We start from the raw sequence: 12,991 nt of genomic DNA, 5'->3' as shown, positions 1-12,991 counted from the left end.
GTATACGAACTTTCTCACTTCATCATTATACATCATTCTATTTCAGCCGCTCAAGCATCGACACAATTAGTTTAACCGTTCTGTTGGTTTTTTATGACATTTTTCTGCAACCTGCTGCCTGACTCCTTCCTCCGCTGCTTCCCTAACGGCGGTCGTAACGTACCGCAAACGGAGTTTCATGCTTTTTCAGTTTGCCGTCCCGTGCCAGCCGCTCCAATTCTTGTTTTAATCGCGTCACATCCCAGGATAGACCACACTCCCGGTTTACAAGGGTCACAGTAGGCACCAAATCCGTCTCAAACACAGGCAAGGCTTCCAGCAGGCAGGAAATCACTTTGTCATCTTGGGCTTCAGCGAATTGCCTCAGTTCATCAAACGGATTGGACAAGTGTGGACTACGGGTGTAAGCGCAACGCACACGGATGAAAATGGTACGCCCAAACACCGCCGAAGAGACAAAGGTGTCTCCAGAACGGAGGTATGGAAGCCGTTTGCCTTCCTCCGGGGTCAAATCGGTCTCTTCCCGCAACGTGGCGATATCGGTCCCCCTGACCGTCCGGAAGACAAACTTGGTGTTGAGCTGGGCTGTGATCGTCTCATCCAACAGCGTGGGCCGTTGTGTGGCCAACACAAGAAACACCCCATATTTTCTTCCTTCCTGTGCGATTTCCTTTAAAATGGATTTGGCCGGAGAATCGAGCGCTTTGGGGGCGAAGTTATGTGCTTCGTCAGTCACCACCACAAACGGGGGAAAGAAACGCCCCTCTTCCCCATTCATTCTGGCGTCTTTATATTCACGCCGTTTGCGGTAGAGGGAACCGATTACATACGTGGCAAACACTTGCAACACCCATGTGCTACCTTGTACCACCACCAGCTTCCCTTGCTCCAAGCCCCGTTCGATGGCTCGGATATCTTGCTGGAACAATCCCGCCTTTTCCAAGCGTTGCAAACGCCAATGAACCCCTTTGACAGAGGATGGCGGCAAGGTGCCATACTGGTTTAACAACTTTTTGAGGTCATGAATACGCTGGACATCGGTAGGGGTGAGTTCGGGATTCTGCAACTGGCGATCAAGCCCCTGTTTACCCTCTTCCAATGCCTGTACCAAGTTGCTAACGCGGTCGCTAAACGAGATAAAAGAATCGCGTTTACGGTGTAACATCTGAATGACATTGACCATGGCGTCTGACAATTGGCTTCCAGCAGCCCCCAACAATTCCGTCACATCACGGGTCGACAGATCCGAGAAAGAGATCCCGACATCGCGCCCAATTTGCACCGCAGTATAGCAATCGGTAAATTGAATCCCTTTGCCTTCCATTCCCGGGGTGCGCTCACTGAAATCCATTTCAAAATGGGGATCGAACACCATCGTGGGAATCCGTAGTTTCATCAGCTCCTCCAACATCACCCGTAACCCAAACGACTTGCCCGATCCTGATCCGCCAAACACTCCGATATGCGGATATTGCTGCATGGTCTTAATGTCGAAAATAAAAGGGACACCCCATTGTGGACGAAGTTGCCCTTGTTCCATAATCATTACCTGGTCTTTCAAATCCGGAGAGATGGTTGCCCCCATCGACTCTGTTCCCCGAATCTCGCCTAACAGCATCCCTTCTTCCGGGGAAGATTTCACCAACAGGCTCCGCACCTCTTCAAACTTGGGCAATCGAACCGCACAACCCGTCCGCACCGGATGAGGGGCTTCCTCGTATAACCGCAATTTCGCCAGATTGATTTCATCCGACTCGATGTCATATCCGATTTGTTCCAACGTTTGGATCACTTGAGCATCGACCAAAGACTTGTCCAAGCCCATGGGAATCAAGCGGTTGTAAGACATCGATTCGACCACTTCGCCCCGCGGATAATCCAACTGCGCATCTTCAACGACCAAAATCTCATTGATGCGAAACTTGCGCTCCCGCGATACGATATAAACTTCTTGTTGTGTGGTTACGCCTACAACTTGCATCGACTTCTCCCTCTCCTTCTAAATCATGCGGTCACTTCGCTTCATTGACAACAAACGGTGCCGCAAATCAGCATCAATATATTGTTCCACCATCGTCTCCACCAAAGGATTGGTCACCCGCACCTGATTGTCCACAATATCCAACCAAAACGGGATGCCGCGTCCCTGTTCCGGTGTCAAGCTATAAATCAACCTGACCAGAGCCAGCCGCTCCTTCCCTTGCGACATTAAACCGTCCAGTCCGATCGGTTGCGGACTCCGGGATGAGCGAAACGCCATTTTCCACATCTGGCTCCCCGCCGGGCTCCACCCTTCCCACTCAAACGCTTCACCCGGTTTCAGTACACCGTACAGCAAATCGCGGTCCGACCAAGCAGAATACTCCGGAAACAACTCGCGTACCAATCCCCTTGTGCCAATCTCTTCCGATATCCCGATCATGAGCGTGCCCTTTTCCTCAGCCAACCGGGCCAAGCGTTCCCAACTCTCAGCGTCATCGATCCAGAAATGGAGAAGCGACCCATCCATTAACACCACACGCGGTTCCCATTCTAATACAGCCTCCCGCGCCACTTTTAATTCCAATTGCGACAAAAGCGTCCCCCGCTTTTTAGCTTCTCTGGCCGCTTGTCCATCCCCGGCTTCTTCTTCTTCCAACAGCGGCGTGTATACGTCAGCAGCCCACTTTTCTTCCCCTCGCGTACCCTTGGCCAAAGCTTGAAAAACAGACAGAGTTCGCATTTGTGAACCTTTGATGGAGTTGACTGAACCATCTACTCCGATCAAGGCTCCCCCTTGCAAAAAATCGCGCAACTCCCCGTCAGGCCATTTATCAATCTGGTGGAATGTGCCCACTTTTTGTAATCGTTCCCTAATTTTGCGCTCATCAAATGCCTCTTCAGGATAAAGGGCCCGTAGCGATTGGTTCAATTTCTTCAATTTTTCTTTCAGTTCTTCTGAGACCGGCAACATTCCGCATCCCTCCTATCCTCTATTGTTGAGCATGATTCCTGCGAAGGCAACCGATTTTTCCCATCAACGATCTGTCTCCACCACGTAAAATACAACCATTTATATTGTCAATACATTTCATACCATTGTAAAACTTTTTCGCTGTCAAATGTAACATATCAATTAACATGATTAAGGAATTTTCTATAAAAATCCTCTTATTATATTGACTGTTATGGGAATGGTTGGTATGATGAACTTAGCGTCAATGTCGAAATTTGACGTCAATTTACAGATAAAAAAACCAAAACCAAACACCAAAGCTGAGAGGGGATTCAAACATGTTGAAATCCACAGGCATCGTACGCAAGGTTGACGAATTGGGTCGCGTGGTGATTCCGATCGAATTGCGTCGAACCTTAGGAATCGGCGAAAAAGACGCCTTAGAAATCTATGTTGACGGTGAAAGAATCGTTCTTAAAAAATATGAACCGGCTTGCATTTTCTCCGGTGAAGTCGATGAAACCATCCGCTACAAAAACAAAGTCGTCAGCAAGAAATGTGTAGAAGAGATGTATATGATGATTAAAGGTGAAAAAGTGACGGTTGAATAATCTTATCTCTTAAACAAATTATTTCTCCATTCTCTCATGCATTTCATGTTGATACAAGCTACACAACCTTATACATAACAGACATCCCGCATGGGAAATGGCTTAGTTCATACTAAGACGAAATTCTAAATATTAAACCAATTTATGTCGCATTGACATAGCGGGTTCAACGGCATACAAGGCGAGATCGCTTGGGAAAGGGCGGTCTCGCTTTTGTTTTCTTTTCCTAATAAACGTTTCGTGGCGTGTGAAAGGAGCGGAAAACAGACTTGATCCCAAGCCTTCAACAAGCGACAGGGGCCCCTCCCCACTAGGAAAAGAGCCCCTGCCCGGTAATAGATTACCCTTGTTCGATAATTTTTTTGATTTGGTCCTTCAACAGCTCCGATTTCGTGCCAAACACTGCTTGGAAGTTTCCTTTGCCGACTTGCACGACACCTGCTGCCCCAAGCTTTTTCAGCTGATCCTGATCCAATTTGCTTTCATCTTTCACTGTCATGCGCAAACGGGTGGTGCAGGCATCCAACTTCTCAATGTTTTCCTTCCCGCCGATCGCTTGCAACACGTTTTGCGCCAACTCATCATCACCAGCCGGTGCGGAAGCTGGACGCGCTTCATCCTCTTGTGCCTCTTGTTCTTCACGCCCTGGGGTTCTCAAATTGAACACACGAATCAGCACCCGGAACAGCACATAATAGATCACAGCATACACCAAGCCTACGCCAAACAGCAACCATGGCTTGGTGGCCAGATTCATATTCAGGAAGAAGTCGATAGCCCCTGCCGAGAAGGTGAACCCGTGCTTAATACCCAAGGTGGTTACAACAGCCATCGACACCCCGGTCAAAATGGCATGCACCACATACAACAACGGTGCCACAAACATGAATGAGAATTCAATCGGTTCGGTGATCCCCGTCAGAAATGCCGTCAACGCTGCACTGATCAAAACACCAGACGCCAGTTTACGTTGCGATTTTTTCGCTTCGTGAATCATCGCCAAACATGCCGCAGGCAGACCAAACATCAGCACCGGATAGAAGCCTGTCATAAAGAGACCTGCTGTTTTGTCCCCTGCGAAGAAGCGGGTCAAGTCCCCCGTCACCGTTTTGCCGGCTTCAGTTACAAACTCACCGATGTTGAACCACACCAAAGAGTTTAAGATATGGTGCAAACCAAACAGAATCAAAAGCCGGTTTAGTAAACCATACACAAACGACCCAATGGAACCCTGTGCGATCATCCAATTGCCGACCGCGCTGATTACCCCTTGCACAGCGGGCCAAATAAATAAGAACAAAATCCCAATAGCCACCATCGCAAATGAGGTGACAATCGGTACAAAGCGTTTACCGCCAAAAAATTGGAGCCAATCAGGTAGTTTGATATCATGATAACGGTTATAAAGGCCTGCAGAAACCAATCCTGTGATAATGCCGCCCAACACACCCGTGTCCAGTTTCAACTCTTCCGTGTTGCCGAGATCGACGATCTGCTTCATCACAAAATATCCCACTACTGCCGCCAATGCCGCGGCACCTGCACTTTCCGTCAATCCCAAAGCAACCCCTACCGCAAACAAGATCGGCAGGTTGTCAAAAATCGCTCCGCCACCTTTGGCCATAATTTCACCAATACGGAAAATCATGGTTCCTTTGGCGAAATAAGCCGGATCACTTAGCAACGCGCCAAAGCGGAGCAACAAACCGGCTGCCGGCAATACAGCAATAGGCAACATCAATGACCGACCGATGCGTTGCAAGAATCCCAATACACTTCCACTGTTCTTGCTCAATCCAAACACCTCCAATAAGGAATGATTACAACAAAATTGGTATAGACAATATACCTTTGAATTAATCATATCGCATTTTGCGAAAATGTAAACCTTTTCACCCTAACCATTTCTTTGCATGTGATATGGATAAAGGTTAAAGAGGTATATGATCTATTCCTTTTCTGTTTATCGGTTTCCTCTTTATATTTTGCTTGATTTTACTTAAACCTGTTATAATCCCCCTTAAAACTCCTTTCTCCAAAGTATGTCCGTTTGCAACTGTCACACATGCACCAGTCCTGAACCAGACCTTAAAACGCAACCTGACGTAAAACAGGCGGGAACGAATATTATACCGCAACCCGCCTTAAGTCTGAATATGAAATTATGATTTATCGGCATAATCATTGGCTGAATTACTCAGATCCCTTATGATACATGTTGTAAATTTCTCTTTTGGGCACACCCCGATCTTGGGCCGCTTGCAAAATGGCTTCTTTCTTGCTACTCCCTTTCTCAATGATCGCCTCAACATGATCGATCACGGACAGCCCTTCCCACCAAGGGGATTGCTCTTCCTCTCGCACCTCCCCTGCCCCTTCAACGACAATGACATACTCCCCCCGCGGACCTTGTTCTTTGATATAAGCCAAACAGTCGGCCAAATTGCCGCGCAGCCACTCTTCATGTTTTTTCGTTAATTCGCGAGGTATGGCCACGCGGCGGTTTCCTAACACCTCCAACAGATCGGTCAACATCTCGGGCAAACGATGGGGAGCCTCATACAAAAGCAAGGTGGCGGGCGCACTTTTCCATTTGGCCAGTTCCTCTTTCCGCCCTTTACTCGATCGCGGCAAAAAACCGATAAACAAGAAGGGTTGCGTCGGCAAACCGGATGCCACCAATGCCGTCAATGCTGCATTGGGCCCTGGAATCGGCACAACAGTGATCCCTTCCGCCACCGCCTGGCGCACGACCTCTTCACCCGGATCAGATATGCCGGGTAACCCCGCATCACTGACCAGCGCAATTCGCATTCCTTCTTTTAATTTCCCAACCAATTCTGCTCCGCGCTTCTGCTCATTATGTTCATGATAACTCACCAACGGTGTCGACAGTCCCAAATGGTTTAGCAATTTGCGCGTGTGCCGGGTGTCTTCCGCAGCAATTAAATCCACTTCAGCTAATATGGCTTTCGCGCGATCACTCATGTCTTGCAAATTGCCGATCGGTGTCCCTACTATGTACAAAATGCCCTGATTCTCATCCGCAAAACTCTTTTGCCGTTCCATACTAACTCCCCTTTCTCGTTCACGTTGCCCTTTGGCGCATCCGTCTCTCACAACTCCTCCAAATTATCAGGCAACAGCCCATGAGTACGGATCAACCGCCATTTTTGCTCCCTTGTCAATTGCTTGATTTCCCATTCCCGCCGTAGTGCCCAGCTACGATCTCCTCCCGTTTCCACATATCTCACTGACACGGGACGCCGGGTGCGTGTATACTTAGATGCCTTCCCCTGTGCATGCTGGCGAAGGCGGCGCTTTAAATCACAAGTGATTCCTGTATACAGGGTGCCATCACTGCATTCCAACATATACACCACATATGGTTTCCCCATCATTTTCCCACCTTGGAAACATTGCGGAGCCGGAATCTGCTTGTAGAAATCGACGATGGATTCGCCGGAAAAGCTCCGCCAGTAAAGAAAAAACGCCGGCGTCTGGGCAAGATTTACGCGCCCAGACCTCCCAGCGTTATTTTTCCTTTGATGATTTATTGAGAAAAGCGATACAGAATAGGCAATCTCCATCACCTCTAAGCCGTCCGTAATGGACATTGCATATGTGGAATCCTTCGTCATACAGATTCGACAGATGGTTGACGCCTTTGTGTGTGGACTCGTCCACCACTTCGGCTTTTTGGGAAGGGGGCAACTTTTCGGTTTGTTGTGGCAAAGAGGGTTCTTTGGCCACAAACAATTCTTTCAAACGCTGGTTCTCCATCACCAATCTGGTGTTCTCTTCAATCAATTCGACAATCTGTTCTTTTAAGCCACCCAACCCTTTGTACATCTCACCAATCTGTTGCTCCATTTGGGCAACCCGCTTAAAGATTTCTTCTTTGTCCAAGCCCCCCCACCTCGTTTAACACCCAAGTGGTTAGTTTCTTCACTTGCAACTGATTAGACTCTGCTGGCTTGCGGCGAACGTTTGCCTTTAACATTGTGAAGCAGATGTTCCACCACAGCCCCTGTCTCCCTTAATTCGACCTGCACCCTACGCTCAAGCAAATTGAGAGCCACTACCCGACCTTCGCCATCAGGTGTGGAAATACGCTCTCCAATATCCGGCAACAGTTGCTTGGCTTCTTCATAGATATCATTCTCATACTTCAAACAGCACATCAACCGGCCGCACAAGCCTGAGATTTTGGTTGGATTTAACGAAAGGTTTTGGTCTTTCGCCATTTTGATTGAAACAGGCTCAAAATCACCCAAAAACGAAGAACAGCATAACACCCGGCCACACGGCCCGATGCCCCCAAGCATTTTGGCTTCATCTCGCACACCGATTTGGCGTAGCTCAATCCGTGTTCGGAACACTGCGGCCAAATCACGCACAAGCTCTCGAAAGTCAACTCGGCCATCCGCAGTGAAATAAAATATGATCTTATTGCGGTCAAACGTATACTCGGCATCAACCAATTTCATTTCCAACTCATGCTGGTTGATTTTCTCTTGGCACACTTTCAACGCCGCTTTGGCCGCCCGGCGGTTCTCTTCCATTTGCTCAGTATCTCCAACTGTCGCAATCCGTAACACTTTTTTGAGCGGCAACACCACTTCGTCTTCCCTGACATGGCGGATTCCCATCACGACACTGCCATATTCTATGCCTCGCACCGTTTCCACTATCACGCTGTCGCCTTGTTCGACTTTGTGATCAACAGGATCAAAATAGTATATCTTACCCGCTTGTCTAAAGCGAACCCCAATCACTCTTAACACGTAAGCAATCCCTCCTGCGTTGCCCTACCAGTCCCAGTACGGCCAGAGGTTGCGTCCGATTCCTCTACCCTGTCAACCGTTTCCTCCTGCAAAACCGTCATCTATTCATCAACGAATGGATTATTCTTTCTAGAAGGGGCAGAAAATTCCCCTTCTATCATTCTATCACCTGATAACAAAAATGGGCAAACGCTTCTTTTAATTTGCCATGGTGGTTTTCTGCCATTCTTTCCAATTGCCAACCATTTGTGCCCAGCATTAAGAAACGACTTCTGACAGGGGGTGAAACAGGGGTAGTCATATGATCTCATGAGATGGCCGGTTCATCAGCTTTTGATTTGAGCCAATGAACAAAAATCCTGCATGATTTTCTCACTGATCTTCTCCACAGACATTCGCCCATCCAACACCACATACCGGTCCGGTTTCTCTTGGGCAAGGCTTAAATAGCCTGAACGCACACGCTCATGGAACATCTTCTCTTTCGATTCCATTCGATCCTTCTTAAGTCCGCGCTTTTGCATCCGTTCTTCGCCAAGCTCGACCGGAACATCTAACAAGTACGTTCGATCTGGCATCAGACCATTTGTGGCCCAGTGATTAATCCAGCGGATTTCATCCAAGCTCCAGCGCGCCCCATGCCCTTGATAAGCCAAACTGGAATCCACATACCTGTCACTTAGCACCACTTCTCCGCGTGCCAAGGCCGGTCGTATCACTTCTTCCACCAATTGCGCCCGGGACGCTGCATACAGCAGTGTTTCCGTGCGTTGTTTTATGTCACTGCATTCGGGGTTGTGAAGCACCATACTTCGAATTAAATCACCTATATATGTGCCGCCTGGTTCCCGCACTTGAACGCAAGGGATTCCCCGTTCTTTCAGGTTTTGGGCCAACCGGTTGATTTGCGTTGATTTTCCAGCACCTTCAGGTCCCTCAAATGTAATAAATAATCCTCTCACAACAAATCCTCCACCATTCCTATCATTCGATTGCTGTCAGGGTCGGGACTTCTCCTTCGTGTCTAATCCCTCTAACCCGCCCCCCCGCATGGATTACGTCTGTTATATAATCAATCCCGGCCTCCGTCAAACGCTCCCCAGGCAAAACAAGGGGGACTCCTGGCGGGTAAGGAACGATCATTTCCGCCGCGATCATGCCTACTGCTTGATGCAATGGCACCTTCCGTTTGGGCCGTCTTCTCAATTGCTCCCAGGACAGATCCGCTTTTCGCCATTGCGGCAGACTGGGCGGCTGGGCCGGTTTGGTTTTTGGCAACAGCGGTACCACTTGATCCAAGCGCCGCAATGCCTCGGTCAAGCGAACCAAATCCGTCGCCGTAGTTCCCATGGTAAATACAAACAGCACCGCTTCATGATCAGCCATCTCAGTGTAAACACCTTGAGAGGCCAGCCATTCGGACAGCTGATAACCTGTCACACCTTGACCAGCGGTTAAACTCAATTTTAGCGGATCCCGCAGTCCTGGGGGACGCCGTTCCGACAAATGACGCAAAGCTTTAATATTTCCCCGGAAATCTTGCAATCGACTTAACAATTCGACTAATGCTTCTTCCCCCATTGTCGCCATCATGCGCCTTGTTACATCAAGGGAAGCCATCAATGGATAGGAAGGACTGCTAGATTGAACCACCTTCAGCCAATGCGCCACCTCACCCGCATCAATTCGGCTTCCTTTTAGATGCATCATGGAAGACATCGTCATGGAGGAAAGCATCTTATGAGTGGACTGAATGGATACATCCACCCCACTGTCCATGGCTGACGGCGGCAATCCGGGAGCAAATCCCAAGTGCGCCCCATGGGCTTCATCCACAACCAATGGGACGCCATACCGATGACACACTTTCGCCAATTCCGCGACGGGCTGCACCAATCCCCGGTAAGTAGGGCTCGTCAATACCACCCCTTTTGCATCGGGGTGAAGACGAAGAACTTGTTCCAACACCTCCGGGTCAAAGGGACGCTCTTGTCCATCATCATCCACGCCCGCACTGAGATATACCGGAAGTGCGCCAGCTAACATGCAGGCATGAAACACGGATTGATGGCAGTTTCGCCCGACGATCAATGTTTCCCCAGGACGGCAAAGAGCAAGCACACTCGCCAAATTTCCCGCCGTCGTTCCTCCCACCAAAAAAAAGGTACGATCGGCGCCAAAAAGTTCAGCGGCCAATTGCTCAGCTTCCTGAATCACTCCCGTTGCATCGTGCAAATCATCCAGTTCTCCTACCTCTGTTAGATCCAACTCCAACAACGGGGAAAACCAAACCTTGCTTTTTTCATCAAAAGCGCTCCCTTGCTTATGTCCAGGCACATGAAAATTGGCGCATGAACGTTGACGGTGCGCTAACAACGCATCAAACAGTGGTGCCTTCTCCTGCTCTGGACTGTGCTTCAATTATTCTCTCCCCCTTTAAAAGAAAAAAGACTGGATTACAAATTCCAGTCTGATGCTTTACACTCCAAAAAGTTTTACTCTATCATGACCAGCCTAGGCCACATCGTAACTTTCTTCCAAAGGCAGTGCGGTACCCCAAAGCCCGCCGCACCAGTCCGATCGCACTGTCAATTTGAACTTAATGGGCCAGTAATCTCCTTAAACGCCAAACATAATAAAGATAAACAGGATCCTCTACTTTACTTTTTACCATTTCCGTTTCACATGTACAACAAATTTGTTTGCCCAAAATCTCCAAATTCTCATGTTGCTCTTGTCCGCAAATCACACAAATTTGGGGCCGCTGATTCCCTTCCACCATCGCCACCACCTTCATCTTTTATCTCCATTATTTGCAACTTCCGCAATCTTTAAACGGATTTGTGTGCATAAACAGCTAACCAAGTTTCTCTTAGCTCATCTCATCTATTTCAATCGTTCTTGATCAGTCCAAACAGCGCCAATCAAGAAGGGGCTATCGAACAGGCGGCCTCTCTTCAACATGGACCCATCTATAGGTGGCACATGTTGCGGTTAGTTAACATTTTATTCAACAGCCATGACAAATATTTTTTTATAAGACGTTGGTTAAGATATAAGACAAAAAGGGGTTATCTTATGTTGCAGAGCAAACAGATATTGTTCTATATCCTTGGGTTGTTTATCCCGGTCAACCTGATGCTCCGTACTTTTTTATGGCATTTGCACCACCGGCAAACGAAGCACTTACGCTAAAATGCCCCCTTGGTGCCACACTGGCAGCAAGAAGTCCTGCGGAATCCCGTTTACAATCACATGTGCACAAAGATGGACGGGTTCATAACCTCCTGGGATGAAAGGCCATATCACACTGGTCGATATGCCTTTGTGAACAACATGTAATCATCCCGCATCGTCTACATAAACTAGCCTTTCATCCCTTTGGCAGTTGCAGTCAAATGGAAGACTTGATTTCTCGAGCCGCCTTGACTACCACACTTCAAGTAAATCGAAAAAGTTGCTCAGGAGAAAATGTAACTTAAGCAAATCACACCAAGACGCTGTGGCTGATACTTGTTTCAAGTGTGCAATATTTCTGCATGGCGTTGTTCAGGCTACTTCGCATAAAAAAACAGGTAACACCATCAGAAGACCATTCGATATTTCCCACACTTACTTTTATTCTTCTCTGCTATATGGTTAAAGCGTGTTTAGAGATTGTCTGATGAATGGGCCAGCGGATCTTATCCTGATTCGCTTCACCTGCGCGTGCTACTCATTAGAAAACTCTTCCGACGCTTTAAGCTATCAACTTGATTGCTAGTGGCTACCAATGTCTCATGCTCTTTAAGTGTGACAAGACTCACTTGGATAAGGGGATCCGCTACATCCCTAAGCTTGATTTGCCAGACCGTACTAGGCTATCTGATGAATAGGACAGATTCCAAAACCTTCTTCTCATTTGCTTCACACGCGTGGCTAGACTCATCAGGAAAAGATTTTTCCACTGCTTCTTCCCCACAACTCGGTTTTACAGACACTTCCAGTCCATGTTTGATGAATAGACTAGTCCTCCAAAACCATTTTCTCATTTGCTTCACACTGGTGAGACTCACCTGAAAAAGGTTTTTCCACTGCTTCTTCTCCACCAACTTGATTTGTCAGACACTTTCTAGGGTGTGTCTGATGAATAGGACAGCGGCTCCAAAACTACTTTCTCATTCACTTCACGCGTAGCGAGATTTATCTGGAAGGGATTTTTTCGCTACTTCGATCCCACCAACTTGGTTAGAAACTCTGGTATTACTCGACATTCACATTTGACTGTCTGTTGCCGCTCATTCCGCCGATCGAATTCATAGGCAGCACCCTTGAGCGTTTTTCATGAAAAATACGTAATGGAACTTCTAAATAAGTAACCCCACTGACTATCATAGAAGAAGTAGGCACAAGAACATTTCTGGACTCACTTCACCCATGTGGCTGAAGCCTTCTGCTTCCTCGTCCCAAGCAAGAGTGAAATTGTTTCCGAACAACTCTATCCCCTGGCCACTGGCAATGCCAATGATGAAGCCACTTACCAAAACAAAGCAAAAACCCCACTTCAGAATGAAGTGGGGTTTGATGGCCTGGCAACGACCTACTCTCCCAGGGCTTAAGCCCAAGTACCATCGGCGCTGGAGGGCTTAACTTCCGTGTTCGGTATGGGAACGGGTGGA

The 12,991-nt window shown here is 48.0% G+C and carries 11 protein-coding genes and 1 rRNA gene; 1 reads left to right on the top strand and 11 read right to left on the bottom strand.

What is annotated here, in order from left to right:
* Window positions 1–142 precede the first annotated feature (142 nt).
* Together EDC32_RS13685 and EDC32_RS13680 are read right to left on the bottom strand one after the other, a co-directional pair.
* Window positions 143–1,981 (bottom strand): ATP-binding protein, encoded by a 1,839-nt coding sequence (locus EDC32_RS13685; protein WP_132223047.1) that lies wholly within the window; start codon window positions 1,979–1,981, stop codon window positions 143–145.
* A gap of 18 nt (window positions 1,982–1,999) precedes the next feature.
* Window positions 2,000–2,953 carry a DNA double-strand break repair nuclease NurA gene (locus EDC32_RS13680; RefSeq protein ID WP_132223045.1) on the bottom strand — a complete coding sequence of 318 codons (954 nt, stop codon included), beginning with the start codon at window positions 2,951–2,953 and terminating at the stop codon, window positions 2,000–2,002.
* Window positions 2,954–3,273: 320 nt separating this feature from the next.
* On the opposite strand from EDC32_RS13680, the gene EDC32_RS13675 reads away from it, so the two are divergent.
* A complete protein-coding gene (locus tag EDC32_RS13675; protein ID WP_022738711.1) occupies window positions 3,274–3,546 on the top strand; it encodes an AbrB/MazE/SpoVT family DNA-binding domain-containing protein in 273 nt (90 codons plus the stop codon).
* Between the two features lie 340 nt (window positions 3,547–3,886).
* Here EDC32_RS13675 and nagE read toward each other — a convergent pair whose 3' ends face one another.
* The 9 genes from nagE to rrf form a co-directional block, all read right to left on the bottom strand.
* The gene (gene nagE / locus EDC32_RS13670; RefSeq protein WP_259436104.1) at window positions 3,887–5,341 is read right to left on the bottom strand and encodes an N-acetylglucosamine-specific PTS transporter subunit IIBC; all 1,455 of its coding nucleotides are present in this window, start codon (window positions 5,339–5,341) and stop codon (window positions 3,887–3,889) included.
* Window positions 5,342–5,739: 398 nt separating this feature from the next.
* Window positions 5,740–6,615 (bottom strand): 16S rRNA (cytidine(1402)-2'-O)-methyltransferase, encoded by an 876-nt coding sequence (rsmI, locus tag EDC32_RS13665; RefSeq protein ID WP_132223043.1) that lies wholly within the window; start codon window positions 6,613–6,615, stop codon window positions 5,740–5,742.
* A gap of 47 nt (window positions 6,616–6,662) precedes the next feature.
* Complete coding sequence (locus EDC32_RS13660; RefSeq protein ID WP_132223041.1) at window positions 6,663–6,944, bottom strand: GIY-YIG nuclease family protein; 282 nt, start codon at window positions 6,942–6,944, stop codon at window positions 6,663–6,665.
* 136 nt (window positions 6,945–7,080) lie between these two features.
* Window positions 7,081–7,455 carry an initiation-control protein YabA gene (locus tag EDC32_RS13655; RefSeq protein WP_132223039.1) on the bottom strand — a complete coding sequence of 125 codons (375 nt, stop codon included), beginning with the start codon at window positions 7,453–7,455 and terminating at the stop codon, window positions 7,081–7,083.
* Between the two features lie 53 nt (window positions 7,456–7,508).
* Window positions 7,509–8,333 (bottom strand): PSP1 domain-containing protein, encoded by an 825-nt coding sequence (locus EDC32_RS13650; RefSeq protein ID WP_022738705.1) that lies wholly within the window; start codon window positions 8,331–8,333, stop codon window positions 7,509–7,511.
* 326 nt (window positions 8,334–8,659) lie between these two features.
* Window positions 8,660–9,295 (bottom strand): dTMP kinase, encoded by a 636-nt coding sequence (gene tmk, locus EDC32_RS13645; RefSeq protein ID WP_022738702.1) that lies wholly within the window; start codon window positions 9,293–9,295, stop codon window positions 8,660–8,662.
* A gap of 22 nt (window positions 9,296–9,317) precedes the next feature.
* Window positions 9,318–10,754: an aminotransferase class I/II-fold pyridoxal phosphate-dependent enzyme gene (locus tag EDC32_RS13640; protein WP_132223028.1), complete on the bottom strand. Its 1,437-nt coding sequence runs from the start codon at window positions 10,752–10,754 to the stop codon at window positions 9,318–9,320.
* A 178-nt stretch (window positions 10,755–10,932) separates the two neighbouring features.
* Window positions 10,933–11,115, bottom strand: coding sequence for a sigma factor G inhibitor Gin (locus EDC32_RS16880; RefSeq protein WP_211341936.1), 183 nt, complete (start codon window positions 11,113–11,115; stop codon window positions 10,933–10,935).
* A 1,784-nt stretch (window positions 11,116–12,899) separates the two neighbouring features.
* Window positions 12,900–12,991, bottom strand: a 5S ribosomal RNA gene (gene rrf, locus EDC32_RS13630); the annotation flags it as partial.

Origin of the sequence: Laceyella sacchari (genome assembly GCF_004343255.1) — a bacterium.
Lineage (GTDB): Bacteria > Bacillota > Bacilli > Thermoactinomycetales > Thermoactinomycetaceae > Laceyella > Laceyella sacchari.
The sequence above is the reverse complement of the archived record's forward strand: the minus strand, read 5'-3'. Positions and strand labels throughout refer to the sequence as shown.